Below are 15,858 nucleotides of genomic sequence, written 5' to 3'. Positions count from 1 at the left end.
GGGTCGGTTCGAAGTGGTCTCGTGCATCAGAAATACACGGATTCAGGTTTATGGTTTAAGGTCGAAACAGCACTGCCTGCAAGAATCGTCTCTGCCGTATGGCGGGCTTCGGTTATCATATCGTTTATCCCAATGCCACCCCAGCCAAAACCGCAGATGTGCAGTCCTGGATTGTCGACCATGACTTGTTTCTGCCATTCCAATAGCTGAATGTATCCGTCTTCAAGCTGGGGGATACCGGAACTGGAACGGAACACTTTGCAAAACACCGGTTCCCGGGAGAGCGGCAGCAGCTGAGTGATATCCTGAAGTACCATATTGACAAGGGTTTCGTCATCCAGGGCGAGCCGTTCGGGATGGCGACGACCACCGATCAGCACTTCCAGCAGGATATGACCCGGAGGTGTCCTTCCAGGAAACATATTACTTGAAAACAGGGCGCCGAGAGCAAATCGTTTTTCCTGTTCCGGGGCCAGGTAGCCAAAACCTGGTGGCAGTTGACCCTCGTCTGGATAGCCGAGCGCAACATTGACAATCCTTGCCTCGGGCAGGGAGGGGAGTGGAGGGGGCGAGATTCCTCTGTTTCTGGAAGCGATCTGCAGTGACGTATTTGTCGGGAGAGCCAGGACAAGATTGTTGCAGTATAGGTTGTCGTCGGGGCCATTTATCTCCCACAGATTTCCGTGTCGCCGGAACGAGTTGATTTCATGTTCAAAAATCAAGTCGCAGCGAATGAGAAGGTTGGCGATCAGCGCTGCAATGAGCTGCCCCATGCCTTCGGGAAAATTAATCATGGCAGGCAGCTTGTTGCCGCCCCGTCCATTGCGTGCCGAGTGTTTTTTAAGGAGTCCCAGAATAACCGAACCATGCTGCCGTTCCAGTTTTCTGATTCCAGGCATTATGGCGTCGATTTTAATTCGGTCCGGATCACCGGAGAACGTACCTGTAAGAGCGGCATCGACAAAGGGATAAAGGTGACGGCCAAAACGATACTCGGCCCAATCACGCACCGACGGTTCTCCAGGGAGCGGTTTTTTCCACAGGTCTGCCAGTACTCGGAGCTTTGCGGACAGGGGCAGGATATTCGACTTGAGAATGGTGATTGCGGTCTGCGGGATACGTTGCAGCGTGCCATGCTGACATATATACCTGGAAAATACATCAAGTGGCGCGCTCTGGATTAATGGCTCCAGGCGTATCCCCTTGAGCAGGTCCCTGCTTGCCTGGCAGTTGTCGAGCAAGCCATGTGGTCCTCCCTCAACAAGAAATCCATTACTGCGATATGTTCGTATGGCTCCTCCAACCTGTTTCTGCTTTTCGACGATCAGTATCCGGTGATCGGGTTTCTGCTGCAGGAGAAACCAGGCAAGGCTGAGACCACTGAGGCCGGCTCCTACTATAATAGTATTATACGTTCTTTTCATGTTCTGGTAGGATCAATGTAGGGTGAATTTTTTTGTGATCAGGATGCTGTTTTTTTTCTTTTTCTGTCCCATCGCAGCAGAACCACCGCGAAAATGAACAGGAAAACCATCAGCCCAAGCACAACCGTTTCGATCATGAAGTCCTGGAAATATTCATGCCCACCGTTTTCTCCATGGGAGAGCTCCAGAGAGATGATCAGCATTCTCCGGATAAAGGCAATGATGCCTACCAGCAAAAAAGGTTCCACACAGGCGAGATGAAACTCTTCTCCAAATATAATCTGTATGGTGTGCATGATTTCCAGAAACATTAACGCAAGGAGCAACCGGTCCACCGCCACCAGTGATACATGGGCGATCGTCGTGTCAGGTACGTGCAGCAGTTCGGTGAAACTTCTCAGGGCATCAAAGAGCACAAGCGCGGCGGCGATAATGAGGGCGACGGTGACCAGGCCGTAAAGAGCACGCTGTACAGAGAGGTAGGCGGACTGAAGCCAGATATCAAGGGTTGCCTTTTTTCCAGGTGGAGATTGCTTTTCCATTTCCATAAAAACACCTTGCTAGGTTAATCTTGATTGTGCAACTTGTGCGCACGCGCAGCACAAAATTAATTTTTTAGCCTGTTTTGCGTTGACATTTTCATAATAACAAGATAACGGTAGCTGTACAATTTAAAAAGCACATGGAAGGCACAAAATGCACAATAACGATCGTTCGAGAGTTGCGGTTTTTGGCTGTGGCAACATGCTTCTTGGCGATGACGGATTCGGTCCTGCCGTCATAGCTGAATTGCAGTCCCGAAATGATCTGCCAAAACATGTTTTTCTCGAGGATGTCGGAACGGGGATCAGGGAATATCTCTTTGACTTTATCCTTGCGCCCGAGCTTGCGCCGTACCAGCTGATTATCCTGGACGCTGTTGACTTTCATGGGCGCAAGCCAGGAGAGGTGTTCACTATAACTCCTGATACTGTTCCTGCTCAAAAAATCCACGATTTTTCTCTTCACCAGTTTCCTACCGTTAATCTGCTGCAAGAACTTTCTGAACACACGGGTACCGTTGTTCATATTATTGCTGCTCAGGTTGAACATATTCCAAAAGAAATTGCACCTGGACTTTCCTCGTCCATGAGAGAGGCTGTCAGGGAGGCGAGTGAAAAAGTGAGACAGATAATTGCAGAAAGCTGCCCGGAAAAATGTGAGGTGACTCTACCATGACCTATGAATTCAAGGTGAGTGAACTGGCTGAGGAGTTCGGTGTTCACCGAAATACCATACGTAACTGGATAACAAACGGATCGCTTAAGGCAGAACTCGGTCCGGGGCGCCGGTATATAATGAAGTGGGAGGACTACCAGGCGCTCTGTGAAAAATTCGGCCGCAAGCCGCGCTTTAACCCTAACCAGGATTATGATCCGGCGGTTTTGCAGAAAATGACGGCCAAGGCGACGCCTCCTCCTCTCGCTTTAGATAATAACCAGAAAACACTCTATGAAGATCCTTCCTGGGCTGACGTCTGTCTGACCTGCGGTACATGTGCCTCGGCCTGCCCTATTTCCGGTGTGGATGGGCTGGATCCGCGTAAGATTGTCCGCATGGCGTTTCTTGGCCTGGAAGATGAATTGGTCTCCTCTGACTGGCCCTGGAAATGTACCATGTGTGCCAAGTGCGAGGAAGCCTGTCCCATGGATGTGCAGATCGTGCAGCTTATGCGGCGCATTCGTTCCCGGCGCGAGCGGGACAAGGTCCCCGGGCCGATCCACAAGGGCGTGGTCACCTGTCTTGAGCGCGGTAATAATCTGGGTATTCCCAAGGAGGACTTTCTCTTCCTTCTCGAAGATCTGGGTGAGGAACTGGCTGAGGAAGCGTGTCCCGGCTTCAAGACACCAGTGGACGAGTATGGCGCGAGGCTCCTGGTTACGGTCAACTCAAAGGAGCCTTTTGCCGAGCCGGACGACATGAAGTGGTGGTGGAAAATTTTCTATGCCGCCGGCGAATCCTGGACCATTGCCTCCGATAACTGGGAAGGCGTCAACTGGGGCCTGTTCTCCGGGGACGATGAAGCGATGAAAACCATTGTCGGTCGCATTGTCGATAACATGCGACGACTTAAATGTTCCGCGCTACTCCTTCCCGAGTGAGGCCATGCCTACTTCGCGACCCGGTCCGGGTTGCAGAAATGGTACCCTGAAGCTCTTGAGGAGTTTCAGATCTACTCTGTTTTTGATCTGTTGCTTGAATATATCAACAGCGGACGTATCACCCTTGATCCTGCAATACATTCAAAGCTTACAACCTACCACGATCCGTGCAATTACGGTCGCAAATCGCTCAAAACCTTTGGTCACGGTTATTTCGAAGAAGGACGGATCATAACCCGCGCCTGCTGTCCTGATTTTGTCGATATGGCACCTAAGGGGAACGGGAACTACTGTTGCGGCGCAGGCGGTGGTGCCTGGGCAATGCCCTTTGCCGCGGAGCGCGTCTATTATGGCCGGATCAAGGCCCGGCAGATTCAGGAGACCGGAGCCGAACTGGTTATTGCTCCTTGCCACAACTGTCGTGATCAGCTGATGAAATCGCTGAACAGGGAGTACGAGCTCGGGATCGAGGTCAAGTATCTGTGGGAGCTGGTAGCAGATTCTCTTGTCCTGCCGGAGCCTGCAACGCAGACTATGGATGAAAACGAATGAGGAGGCAGCTGAAATGCTGAAAAACAAGACAATTGGTTCGGTAATGGTGGTTGGTGGCGGCGTTACAGGAATGCAGTCTGCCCTTGACCTTGCGGATGCAGGGTATTTTGTCTACCTGGTCGAGCGTTCAGGCGCCATTGGCGGAGCCATGGCTCAGCTGGACAAGACTTTCCCCACCAACGACTGCTCGATGTGAATTATCGCGCCTAAGTTGGTTGAGTGCGGTCGGCACTTAAATATAGAGTTGATGACGCTCTGCGAGGTAACGGAGATTACCGGCAGGGCAGGAAATTTCAAGGTAACGCTCAAGGAGCATCCCCGCTATGTGGACATGGACAAGTGTATTGCCTGCGGGGAGTGCGCGAGCAAATGTCCGAAAAAAGTTGATGACGAGTACAATGCGGGCACCGGAAAACGCAAGGCGATTTATGTAAAATATGCGCAGGCGGTACCCCTGAAATATCAGATTGATCCGGAAGCCTGTATATGGCTCAACAAGCCGGGAAGGTGTGGGGCTTGCGCCAAAGTATGCCCTGCCGGTGCCATTAATTTCGATGATACGGAAAAAATCCACGAGATTGATGTGGGTTCCGTTATCCTGGCACCTGGCTTTGAGTGTTTCGATCCATCGGGAACCGAGGTGTTTGGATACGGGCAGTATCCCAACGTGATCACCTCCATGCAGCTGGAGCGGTATCTTTCCGCCTCCGGTCCCACCGAGGGGCACCTGGTTCGCCCGTCGGACGGCAAGCCGGTGCGCAAGATGGCCTTTCTGCAGTGCGTTGGCAGCAGGGATGAAAATCTCTGCGGTAATGGCTACTGTTCCTCTGTCTGCTGCATGTACGCCATCAAAGAGGCTGTTATCGCCAAGGACCATGTGCCGGGGCTGCAGACATCCATCTTTTATATGGATATGCGGACCCACGGCAAGGAGTTTGACGAATACTATCAGCGGGCAAAAAACGAGGCCGGGGTCCGTTTCGTCCGGTGTCGGGTCAATGGCGTGGAGCCCCAGGGCAGGGAAGGCGATCTACGTCTCCATTATGTCAATGAACAGGGACAGCAGATCGAAGAGTACTTTGACCTGGTGGTTCTTTCCGTTGGCCTGGAAACACCGAAACATGTCCTGGAGCTGGCGGATAAGACCGGTGTCAGACTAACGCATCATAATTTTGCCGCTGTTTCCGACTTTGCCCCGGTTTCCACGTCCAAGGCCGGTATCTTCACCTGCGGCGCCTTTGCCGGTCCCAAGGATATTCCCCAGTCCGTCATGGAGGGTTCTGCAGCCGCCGCTGCAGCAGCCGATACTCTGGCACCGGCCAGGTTTGAGCTGGCCCGGGAAAAAACTTTTCCGCCTGAACGTGACATTCTTGGTGAAGAACTGCGCATCGGTGTTTTTGTCTGTCACTGTGGATCCAATATTGCCGGATACGTGGATGTGGAAGATCTGGCCGAGTATGCTGCCACTCTGCCGGGAGTTGTCCACGTGGAACGCAACCTCTTCACCTGCTCCCAGGACACCCAGGACCTGATGGTCAAGGTTATTCAGGAGAACAAGCTCAACAGAATCGTGGTGGCGGCCTGTACGCCCCGGACCCACGAACCGCTGTTTCATGAAACCATCAGGGCTGCCGGTCTCAATGAGTATCTCTTTGAGATGGCAAATATCCGCAACCAGAATTCCTGGGTCCACACCGGGGACAAGACTGCGGCAACACAAAAGGCCAAAGACCTGACCAGAATGGCTGTGGCCAAGGTTACCTGGCAGGGGCCACTTGAGAATGTGGCGGTTCCCATCACCCAGCGGGCTCTGGTTATCGGCGGTGGCATTGCCGGTATGGCTGCGGCGCTCAATCTTGCCAATCAGGGTTTTCCTGTTGACCTCATTGAAAGGAGCGCAGTGCTTGGTGGCAATGGACGGCATCTGCATAATACCTGGTCGGGCGAGCATATTCCGCTCAGGTTACACAGGCTGGTGGACAAGGTTACTTCCCATGAGCTGATCACGGTGCGCATGGAAACGGAAGTGGTTGCGGCCGAAGGGTATGTCGGTAATTTCCGGTCCACCATAAAAAACAAAATAGGCTTAAAAGAAACCATTTCCCATGGCGTTGCCATCATCACCACCGGTGCGAGCAGGTTGATGCCTGACGAGTACGGGTACCGTGAGCACAAGGAGGTGGTCTCTGCTCTTGAGTTTGACAAGCTGTGTGAGATCAACGACATTCATGTCAGGAACAGTAATTCCTTTGTCTTTATCCAGTGTGTTGGGTCGCGCGAGTCGGATCGTAACTACTGCTCAAAGGTCTGTTGTACCCACTCGGTGCAGGCAGCCATAGAGCTGAAAAAAGAAAATTCCTCCCGCCAGGTTTATATTCTGTACCGTGACATGCGGACGTATGGTCAGCGTGAGACACTGTACAAGAAGGCCAGGGAGCTGGGCGTTGTTTTTATCAATTACGAACTGCATGGCAAGCCAAAGGTTACCAGGGGGAAAAATGGTCTTGTAGTGGAAGTGTGGGACCATGTACTTCACAGACCGCTGCTGATCAATGCGGATATGGTCATCCTGGCAGCAGCTATTATTCCTTCCGCAGGGGCGAAAAAACTGGCCCAGCTGTACAAGGTGCCGCTGGATAACCATGGCTTCTTCCAGGAATCGCATGCCAAACTGCGGCCTGTCGATTTTGCAACGGACGGGCTCTTTGTCGCCGGTATGGCCCATTATCCCAAACCCGTTGAAGAATCCATCGCCCAGGCCCTGGCTGCTTCTGCAAGGGCGGCCACCTTACTGTCACGGAATGAAATAACCCTTGATGGTATCAAGGCTGAAGTTGATCCGGATAACTGTGACGGCTGCGCCCTGTGCGTTGATGTCTGTCCTTATCACGCCATTACCCTTGTGGAAGAGACGGATGACGAGGGGCAGATCCATAAACGTGTTGCCATCAACAAGGCCCATTGCAAGGGATGCGGCCTGTGTCAGGGGACCTGTCCCAAACGTGGCGTGTCTGTGGCCGGATTCTCCCTCAAGCAGCTCGAAAGTCAGCTTGAGGCGGCTCTTGCGGTGTGATCCGGATGTGCCGGCAACCTGTTAACTACATGGAGATGTTACGATGAGCTTTGAACCGAAGATAATTGCCTTTTGCTGTAACTGGTGCTCGTATGCCGCCGCAGATCTGGCTGGCACCGCCAGAATGCAGTATCCGCCCAATGTCCGGATAATCCGAGTCATGTGTTCAGGTATGGTGCATCCTGAGTTGATCCTGAACTCCTTTGTCAAGGGGGCCGACGGGGTCATGGTCCTTGGCTGACACCTTGGAGAATGTCATTACCTGGATGGTAATGTCAAGGCATTGTCCCGGGTGGACATGGTACACGAGCTGATGGAAGATTTCGGCTATGAAAAGGATCGCCTGATGTTGGCCTGGTGTTCCTCTGCCGAGCCGGACAAGTTTGTTGAGGCTGTTACCAAGATGACGGCCCGGATAAAGAAACTTGGCCCTGTTGCCGCAAATTCTGAAGCCTCGCAGGCGGCATAAGGAGGAAACTATGGGCGTACGCGTAGCAGAGGAATGGTTGCATTCCTGTTCCGGTTGTGAAATTGCCATACTCAATATAGGTGAACCCCTGGTTGAGTTGCTTGGACAAATCGATTTTGTCCATATACCCGTTTTGATGGACCATAAATACTATGGTCAGATGGGGGAGGGGGAAGAGCTGGAGATTCCGGAAGCTGATGTGGGCATTGTCTCGGGTGGTGTGGCCAATGAAGAGCACCTGGAAGTGCTTGAAGCCATGCGTAAGCAGTGCAAGATCCTGATTGCTCTTGGCACCTGTGCCACCCATGGCGGGCTTCCCGCTCTTATAAATTCCTGGGGCATGGAAGAGGGAATCAAGAACTCTTATGCAACCCCGACAACAGACAAGTGCCAGGTGCCGACAGACGTTGTCCCCAAGCCTCTTGACCGGGTTTATGCGGTAGATGAAAAGGTAAAAGTTGACCTCATCCTGCCCGGGTGTCCTCCAAACCCGCAACTGATAGCCGAGGTTGTGACAGCGCTTATTGAAGGACGCGATCCCGTCATTCCCGGTAAGTCCGTTTGTGATACCTGTCCCACCAGACGGGAAGGCAAGGGCGACGTGAGCAAGGTCAGGCGCTTTGTTCAGAATGCTGATTATGACCCGGAAAAACCAATTGATGAAATGCGCTGTCTGCTCGAGCAGGGGTTCATGTGCATGGGTCCGGTTACCGCTGCTGGTTGTGCCAGACGCGGTGCCCCATCCTGTATCAGTGCCCGGGTCCCATGCAGGGGCTGTTTCGGACCGGTACGGCGGGATGGAAATCAGATGCTTGATATGATGAACGCACTGGCCAGCAATGGTATTGATTTTAAGTCCGTGGTTGACCGGCGCTCTTTATTACGCTTTTCCGGGGCACATGGTCTGCTCAGGCCGATAAATAAAAAATCCGGAAAATGACGGAGGGGTGATCAATGGGTAACGTGATAAATATACAACCGGTAACCAGGATTGAAGGGCATGCCCGGATTGCCATTCATCTTGACGATGACGGTAATGTGAGCGACGCCTTTCTCCACATTATGTCCCTGCGGGGCTTTGAAAAGTTCATTGAAGGGCGTCCGGCAGAGGAGGTTCCACGCATTGTGAACCGGATCTGCGGTATCTGTCCCTGGATGCACCACCTCGCCTCCAACAAAGCGGTTGATGGGTGCTTTGGGGTTACCCCGACGCCCACCGGTCATAAACTGCGCGAACTGTGCCAGATTATGGCCCACATCAATGACAAGATACTTCATTTCTTTTTCCTGGCTGCGCCCGATTTTGTTCTCGGGCCGGACAGTGATTACTCGGTTCGGAACGTCGTCGGGATTGTGAAGGAAGCGCCTGAGCTGGCGACCCAGGTCGTCAAGATGCGGCAGCTGGGCCAGATGATGCTGGAACGGTTTGCCGGCAAGGCAATTCATCCCATCGCCGGCGTGGTCGGTGGTTTTGCCAAACCCATGACCGAGGAAGAACGTCAGGGTCTCCTGGAAGACACCAGGACACTGCTTGATTTCGCCTTGTTTGCCATGGATTTTGCCAAAAACAGTGTCTTCCCCAAATACGAAGATGTCATTGCCAGTCTTGGTACCATCACCACCGGCTTTCTGGGTACGGTCGATGATTCCGGGGCATTACGGTTATATGACGGGCATCTGCGGCTTATGAAGGCCGATGGCACCATTACCGACTTTCCCGTTGATCAGTACGATCAGTATCTGGCGGAACACGTGGAGTCCTGGACATACGGAAAAATGCCCTATGCCAAATGCTGGGATGAGGGATTTTCCATGGATCTGGCTGCGCCAAAAGGCGTCTATCGTGCCAACACTCTTGCCCGTATTAATGTGGCGGAGCGGTTGTCCACTCCGCGTGCCCAGGAGGAGCTGGAGGAGTTTCGCGAAAAATTTGGTCGGCCTGCCCAGGGTACCCTGCTTTATCACTGGGCCCGTTTGATCGAGCTTGTGTATGCCTGTGAGCGCACCATTGAACTGCTTGAGCAGGATGATATTACGGATAAAAATGTCAGGGCCAAGGCAGAACCAAAGGCCGGCCGGGGTGTTGGGGCTGTGGAAGCTCCCCGCGGGACTCTTATCCACGATTATACCACCGATGAAGATGGTTGCATTGTCAAGGCCAATATGATCGTCGGTACCACCCATAACATCGCCCCCATGAATATGAGTGTCAAAGAGGCTGCCACCAGTCTTATCAGGGGCGGTGTTTATGACGAGGGGTTGCTTAACAAGGTCGAAATGGCGGTTCGCGCATATGACCCGTGAATGTCGTGCGCCACGCACCGCCTGGATGGCGGTATGCCTCTGACCGTAACTCTGGTCGACAGCTCCGGCAATACCTTAAATAGTCGGCCTTGAAAAAACCTTAACTTATTGAAATTTTGAATTAATTTTGCTAAATTATATCACCATAAATTGCAGGTTATTGCACTTTTACCCTTCAATTTCTGGTGATTTCCATGCGTCCAAGACTGAGCAATTCAACCCCCCAGGGAGATCTTTTTCGCAGCAGGCTGGAAAATATTCTCGACCGAACTCATGAGCTGTACCGGCTGGCGGAACTGCTCCCCTGGGAAATTTTCGAGAAGGAGTTTGGCACACTGTATTCCGAGAAAAAAGGAAGGCCTGGCATCCCCATTCGATTGCTGGCAGGTTTGACCTACCTGGGTCATGCCTTTGGTCTTTCCGATGAAGAGGTGGTCAGACGCTGGGTGGAAAATCCCTACTGGCAGTTTTTTTGTGGCGAAAGTTATTTCCAGCACCATCTGCCCATAGATCCTTCGTCCATGAGCCGCTGGCGCAAGCGGATAGGCGAAAAAGGTGCTCGGCTCATTTTGAAGGCGACAATAGAGGCAGGTCTTGCAAGCAACTGCATCAAGGATTCCAGCCTGGAACGAGTATCCGTGGATACGACGGTGCAGCGCAAAGCCGTCACCTATCCCACAGATGCCAAATTGTACAATCGTAGCCGTGAAAGGCTGGTCAAGCTTGCCAGGAAATTTGACCTGCCCCTTCGCCAAAGTTATGCCCGATTAGGCCCCAAAGCCCTGCTCAAGGTTGGACGCTACCTGCATGCCCGGCAAATCAAACGAGCCAGGCGTGAGATCAAGCGACTTAAAACCTACCTTGGCCGAGTTTACCGTGACATCAATAGAAAGCTGGAACAACGGGAAGAACTTCGTTCTGTTTTCAAAGAGGAACTGGCCATGGCAGAGCGGTTGCTCTCTCAGGAACGAAAAGACAAGGACAAGCTCTACAGTCTCCATGCCCCGGAGGTTGAATGCATTGCCAAAGGCAAGGCCCATAGAAAGTATGAATTCGGGGTCAAGGTCAGCGTGGCGGTCACGAACCGTGACAACTTTGTTGTAGGCATGCTTGCCGAGCATGGCAACCCCTACGATGGCCACACCTTGGCCAAGGCTCTGGAGCAGGTCCAGGAACTTACCGGCAAGGTGGTCAGGCGATGTTATGTTGATCGTGGCTACCGCGGTCACGGAGTGAACACCACCCAGGTGTTTATCTCCGGCAGAAAGCGCGGGATGACTCCCCAGATGAAAAAGGAGCTCAAGCGACGAAGTGCTATCGAGCCGGTCATTGGCCATATGAAGGCTGATGGCAAGCTGGATCGAAACTACCTGAAAGGAATACTCGGAGATAAAATCAACGCACTGCTTTGCGGAGCTGGACAGAATATCCGTATCCTCCTCAGGAAACTGAGGGAAGAACTGTCTTATTTTTTGTTTGTGTCTCTGTTGAAGAGGTTGGGTCGACTCCATTCATGGAGTCAGCCCTTGGTGACAAGGCTTTTGACGGTCTGAAAATGGGATTTTTCAAGATCGACTAAATACACTCACCAGTGTGTGAAAACAGACGGTGTGTGAAAACAGACGACAAGCAGAGGTGGTTGTCATGAGTGAGAACGAAAAAAAGAAAAGACGTCAGGTCAGGGCGGAAAATCCCAGTGGTGCCTGCGGGTATGTCGGTCATCTTACGGCTGACGAGCTCAAGGCCAGGGCCGTTGGTGACGAGGTGGACGGTACCTGCCCGCTCTGTGGACTGGTACATCTTTCCATGGATGAAATAGCCGAATTGGAAAGACAAAAGGTCATCCAATCTGAGCGGTTTGATACCATCAGAGATGAGGCTGAGGCCAGGGAGGAATGAGGCTGTCCGCTGGGGATGACCCGACCCCGGCCTTCCAGTACCGGGGTCTGAAAGATCCCCGGGAAAGTGCTGCGAAATAATAAAAATACAAAAAACGAAAAACGATATGTCGAGGTTCCGCGGGCAGCGATCTGTATTAACGGATAACGAGGTGCTGGTCACACTCCCCTCAGATACTTCTCCTACCATTTCCTCTGCGCCAAAAAGCTGTCCGCGGAATGTTTTTCAGTTATTGATTACTGGGCCGGTTCTGGCAGACAGGCGCTGCGGCAACGCGTCCGGCCCATTGCGGCAGCAAACATCAGTGTTCCGCAGGAGACCTCAAAGGACAAGGATGGCCGATTCTGACTCAGCGAGAATCAGTTCGTCCCAGTCGCCTGTTCATCAAGCACGGTTGGTCTCCTGCGGAATGTTTTGATCCCGTAATCCAGCACCCGAGGTCAAAATTCATGCCCAAACCAGCCATAACCACCTTTTTTCCCTTTCTTTCCTGGTTTAAAGACTATGGCGTCTCCATCCTGAAGATGGATTTTGTCGCCGGCGTCACCGTCGCTCTAGTCCTGATCCCCCAGTCCATGGCCTATGCTCAACTTGCAGGATTGCCTGCCTACTACGGCCTGTACGCGTCCTTTCTCCCTCCCCTTGTAGCCGCACTTTTTGGCTCCAGCCACCGGCTGGCAACCGGTCCTGTAGCCGTGGTTTCCATGATGACAGCCGCCAGTCTGGAGCCCCTGGCCATTGCGGGAAGCGAAGCCTATATCGCCTATGCTGTTCTTCTCGCCTTTATCGTGGGACTGTTTCAGTTTCTGCTTGGAGTCCTCCGGCTCGGTATTGTTGTCAACCTGCTTTCCCATCCCGTTGTTTCGGGATTTACAAACGCTGCGGCCCTTATTATCGCTTCCAGCCAGCTTCCCAAGCTTTTCGGCGTGCATGTTGATAAGGCGGAACATTATTTTGAGACCATATGGCGGGTAATGGAAGCAGCCTTTGCCTTTATCCACTGGCCGACCTTTTTCATGGGTTTGCTGGCGCTCGTGGTGATGGTCGGGCTCAAGAAGTGGAACCCCCGCCTGCCCTATGTACTCGTTGCTGTTGTTATCACCACGACGCTTTCCTGGCTTACCGGATTTGAAAAGAACAGGCATGTTACGATAGATGATATCAAGGTGCCCGGCTTCCCTGCCCTGATCCAGGATATGAATTCCAACCTGGATAATATTCTCCAGACCACCTCGGTGCGGACAATGATCACGCAGAATGCGGCTGACAGGGCAGAGCCGGATGTGGAAAAAAAACTCTGCAGCAGCTGTCATCCGAGCCGGGATGTCAATCTGGAGGAGCTGAAGAAAGGGACCAGGGTGAAGTCGGCGGAACATATTCCGCTGGAAAAGGTTCTGGAACTGCACCTCATGGCTGGTGTTCTGGATCAATATCTGGCCGAGGAAAAGGAGCGCGGTGTGGCTCTCAGAAAGAAGCTGCGTTCCATGCAGCTGGTTTCCGTTCAGGTGTCGGACGGGTCACTGCATTATGCATTAAAAGAATCGGTTCCCCCGGAAAAGTGGGCTGAAAAAAATATCTGGCGGATCAGGGTTGGTAATAGACCGTTGGATCCCGAACATATCCTTCTTGTAGGTGGTGGAGAGGTCGTCGGTATGGTACCCAGGGGATTGCCCGAACTGGCCATGCCGACATTTGACCTCGCCGTTGTTGCGAAGCTGATTGTTCCGGCCATTATCATCTCCATCCTCGGGTTCATGGAGGCTATCTCCATTGCCAAGGCCATTGCCGCCCGGACCGGGGGGAGGCTCGATCCCAATCAGGAGTTGATAGGGCAGGGACTGGCAAACATGGTTGGTTCCTTTGGCAGGAGCTATCCGGTCTCTGGCTCCTTCTCTCGCTCTGCAGTGAATTTTCAGGCCGGGGCCCAGACCGGCATGTCCTCGGTGTTTACCAGTCTGGCCGTGGTTGTTGCGCTGCTTTTCTGTACTCCGCTGCTGTACCATCTGCCCCAGTCGGTTCTGGCCGCCATTATCATCATGGCGGTGGTGGGCCTTCTCAATGTCCATGACATCAAGCATGCCTACATGGTAAAGAAATCCGATGGCATTATCAGTGTCATCACCTTTGTCGCCACGCTGTTTTTTGCTCCTCATCTGGATAAAGGCATCCTGCTCGGTGTTGCCCTTACCATCGGAGTATTCTTTTATCGCAAGATGAAACCGGTTATTGCCGAACTGTCCCTGTGGGAAGACGGGCATTTCAGGAATGCTCAACGTTTTCGTCTCAAGCAGTGCAAACATATCGCGGTGATCCGTTTTGACGGTCCGCTGTTTTTTGCAAATATCAGTTATCTTGAAGATGAGGTGCTGAAAATTGTCGCCAGCATGCCTGAACTGAAAATTATCCATTTTAAATGTAATGGGATAAATGACATAGATGCATCCGGTGAATCAGCCCTGGCGCTTCTCGTAGATCGGTTGCGATCTGCTGGATATGATGTTTATTTCAGTGGGTTGAAAGAGCATATCATCGACACTATGCGTCGTACCGGGCTGCTGATGAAAATCGGCGAGGATCATATATTCCCCACCCTGGCCAGTGCCATCGAGATCATCTGGCACCTGGCGCATGATGTATCGGAAGAAGATACTTGTCCATTAAAGAAGGTACTTGTTGATAGGTAACAATGTGGTGCCTTGCAGGGGGCGCTATTTTTCTGCATCAGAAAAACTTATAAGAAGTACGGTTTTTTTTGAGCTTGTTATTGATTACTGTAAAATATGGTATATAATTTATTGTAATCCCATACAAATTTTTTTGCATACCTGTGCGACTTGTGCAGTGCACAACTTGCACAGGTGTATTGATAACCCATCATCAGGAAGGAGGGTGCCATGTCGAAGCAGTACTGTGAGCGGAACTTCAAGGTGAGCCGAAGGGGATTTCTCAAGGGCTGTACACTGGCTGCGACAGCACTTGGGCTTTCCGAGTCCATGGTGCCGAAGCTGGTGGAGGCAGCGGCCTCCCCGACGCGTCCGCCGGTGGTATGGCTCCATTTCCAGGAGTGCACCGGTTGTACAGAAAGTCTGCTTCGGGCATCGCATCCGGATATCGGCCGTCTGATTCTCGATATCATCTCTCTGGATTACCATGAAACCGTCATGGCGGCCGCCGGGCACCAGGCGGAAAAATCACTCCATGATACCATCACCAAGCACGACGGCAAGTTTATCTGTGTGGTGGAAGGCGCCATTCCGACAAAAGACGGCGGGATCTACTGCAAAATCGCCGACAGGACGGCCATGGAAATTCTGGCCGATGTCGGTCCCAGGGCTGCGGCGGTGATTGCCATCGGTACCTGTGCCTCCTACGGCGGCATCCAGGCGGCCGATCCCAACCCCACCGGCGCGGTGGGAGTCCAGGACCTGCTCAAGGGTACCCCGATAATCAATGTTCCCGGCTGCCCGCCAAACCCTGTTTCCTTTCTGGGCACTGTCCTGCATTATTTTACCTTTAAAAAACTGCCCCGTACCGACCAGCTCGGTCGACCGCTGTTTGCCTATGGTCGCAAGATCCACGATCACTGTGAGCGTCGGCCCCATTTCGATGAGGGACGTTTTGCCGAGCAGTTCGGTGACGAGGGCCATCGCCAGGGATACTGCCTCTACAAAGTGGGCTGCAAGGGGCCTGGAACCTTCTCCAACTGTCCGGCGATCCGCTTCAATGACGTGGGCGTCTGGCCCGTCAGTGTGGGGCACGGCTGTGTCGGCTGCACCGAGCCAGGGTTCTGGGATACCATGGGACCGTTCTACGGGCGGCTGCCCAATGTGACCGTTCCCGGTGCTGGCGGCGGGATTGTGGCAGATGCTGGTTCTGCCGGCAAGAAGATCCTTGGTGTGACCGCCGCGGCCGTGGGTATCCATGCCGCTGTCGGCGTTGGCAGGAAGCTGGTTCAGGGAAAAAAGAACGACGAGCAGAACTAACTGCGGCCCATAT

The 15,858-nt window shown here is 52.7% G+C and carries 12 protein-coding genes; 10 read left to right on the top strand and 2 right to left on the bottom strand.

Features of this window, described 5'->3' with window-relative positions:
* Nucleotides 1-26: 26 nt before the first annotated feature.
* Nucleotides 27-1,424, bottom strand: a complete 1,398-nt coding sequence (gene hemG, locus GF1_RS08990; RefSeq protein WP_267926196.1) for a protoporphyrinogen oxidase — start codon at nt 1,422-1,424, stop codon at nt 27-29.
* A 38-nt stretch (nt 1,425-1,462) separates the two neighbouring features.
* Complete coding sequence (locus GF1_RS08985) at nt 1,463-1,972, bottom strand: phosphate-starvation-inducible PsiE family protein (RefSeq protein WP_267926195.1); 510 nt, start codon at nt 1,970-1,972, stop codon at nt 1,463-1,465.
* A gap of 148 nt (nt 1,973-2,120) precedes the next feature.
* On the opposite strand from GF1_RS08985, the gene GF1_RS08980 reads away from it, so the two are divergent.
* From GF1_RS08980 to GF1_RS08930, 10 genes are all read left to right on the top strand, one after another.
* Complete coding sequence (locus GF1_RS08980) at nt 2,121-2,642, top strand: hydrogenase maturation protease (protein ID WP_267926194.1); 522 nt, start codon at nt 2,121-2,123, stop codon at nt 2,640-2,642.
* The gene (locus GF1_RS16220; RefSeq protein WP_326491543.1) at nt 2,639-4,117 is read left to right on the top strand and encodes a 4Fe-4S dicluster domain-containing protein; all 1,479 of its coding nucleotides are present in this window, start codon (nt 2,639-2,641) and stop codon (nt 4,115-4,117) included. Before GF1_RS08980 ends, GF1_RS16220 begins: the two co-directional genes overlap by 4 nt.
* A gap of 13 nt (nt 4,118-4,130) precedes the next feature.
* Nucleotides 4,131-7,190 (top strand): FAD-dependent oxidoreductase, encoded by a 3,060-nt coding sequence (locus tag GF1_RS08965; protein WP_267926191.1) that lies wholly within the window; start codon nt 4,131-4,133, stop codon nt 7,188-7,190.
* Between the two features lie 43 nt (nt 7,191-7,233).
* Nucleotides 7,234-7,659, top strand: a complete 426-nt coding sequence (locus GF1_RS08960) for a hydrogenase iron-sulfur subunit (RefSeq protein WP_267926190.1) — start codon at nt 7,234-7,236, stop codon at nt 7,657-7,659.
* A gap of 10 nt (nt 7,660-7,669) precedes the next feature.
* Nucleotides 7,670-8,599 (top strand): NADH-quinone oxidoreductase subunit B family protein, encoded by a 930-nt coding sequence (locus GF1_RS08955; RefSeq protein ID WP_267926189.1) that lies wholly within the window; start codon nt 7,670-7,672, stop codon nt 8,597-8,599.
* A gap of 14 nt (nt 8,600-8,613) precedes the next feature.
* Nucleotides 8,614-9,963, top strand: a complete 1,350-nt coding sequence (locus tag GF1_RS08950) for a Ni/Fe hydrogenase subunit alpha (protein ID WP_267926188.1) — start codon at nt 8,614-8,616, stop codon at nt 9,961-9,963.
* A 194-nt stretch (nt 9,964-10,157) separates the two neighbouring features.
* Nucleotides 10,158-11,516, top strand: coding sequence for an IS5 family transposase (locus GF1_RS08945; protein WP_267926043.1), 1,359 nt, complete (start codon nt 10,158-10,160; stop codon nt 11,514-11,516).
* Between the two features lie 91 nt (nt 11,517-11,607).
* Nucleotides 11,608-11,862 (top strand): hypothetical protein, encoded by a 255-nt coding sequence (locus GF1_RS08940; protein WP_267926186.1) that lies wholly within the window; start codon nt 11,608-11,610, stop codon nt 11,860-11,862.
* 449 nt (nt 11,863-12,311) lie between these two features.
* Nucleotides 12,312-14,546: a SulP family inorganic anion transporter gene (locus GF1_RS08935; RefSeq protein ID WP_267926184.1), complete on the top strand. Its 2,235-nt coding sequence runs from the start codon at nt 12,312-12,314 to the stop codon at nt 14,544-14,546.
* A 210-nt stretch (nt 14,547-14,756) separates the two neighbouring features.
* Nucleotides 14,757-15,845 (top strand): hydrogenase small subunit, encoded by a 1,089-nt coding sequence (locus GF1_RS08930; RefSeq protein WP_267926183.1) that lies wholly within the window; start codon nt 14,757-14,759, stop codon nt 15,843-15,845.
* Nucleotides 15,846-15,858 lie beyond the last annotated feature (13 nt).

Origin of the sequence: Desulfolithobacter dissulfuricans, from assembly GCF_025998535.1 — a bacterium.
Classification (GTDB): Bacteria; Desulfobacterota; Desulfobulbia; order Desulfobulbales; family Desulfobulbaceae; genus Desulfolithobacter; species Desulfolithobacter dissulfuricans.
The sequence above is the reverse complement of the archived record's forward strand: the minus strand, read 5'-3'. Positions and strand labels throughout refer to the sequence as shown.

Excerpts from the sequence above, each read along its gene's own strand:
- hemG (WP_267926196.1), bottom strand. The coding sequence starts at position 1,424 with ATGAAAAGAACGTATAATACTATTATAGTAGGAGCCGGCCTCAGTGGT.
- GF1_RS08985 (WP_267926195.1), bottom strand. The coding sequence starts at position 1,972 with ATGGAAATGGAAAAGCAATCTCCACCTGGAAAAAAGGCAACCCTTGAT.
- GF1_RS08980 (WP_267926194.1), top strand. The coding sequence starts at position 2,121 with ATGCACAATAACGATCGTTCGAGAGTTGCGGTTTTTGGCTGTGGCAAC.
- GF1_RS08955 (WP_267926189.1), top strand. The coding sequence starts at position 7,670 with ATGGGCGTACGCGTAGCAGAGGAATGGTTGCATTCCTGTTCCGGTTGT.
- GF1_RS08950 (WP_267926188.1), top strand. The coding sequence starts at position 8,614 with ATGGGTAACGTGATAAATATACAACCGGTAACCAGGATTGAAGGGCAT.
- GF1_RS08945 (WP_267926043.1), top strand. The coding sequence starts at position 10,158 with ATGCGTCCAAGACTGAGCAATTCAACCCCCCAGGGAGATCTTTTTCGC.
- GF1_RS08940 (WP_267926186.1), top strand. The coding sequence starts at position 11,608 with ATGAGTGAGAACGAAAAAAAGAAAAGACGTCAGGTCAGGGCGGAAAAT.
- GF1_RS08935 (WP_267926184.1), top strand. The coding sequence starts at position 12,312 with ATGCCCAAACCAGCCATAACCACCTTTTTTCCCTTTCTTTCCTGGTTT.
- GF1_RS08930 (WP_267926183.1), top strand. The coding sequence starts at position 14,757 with ATGTCGAAGCAGTACTGTGAGCGGAACTTCAAGGTGAGCCGAAGGGGA.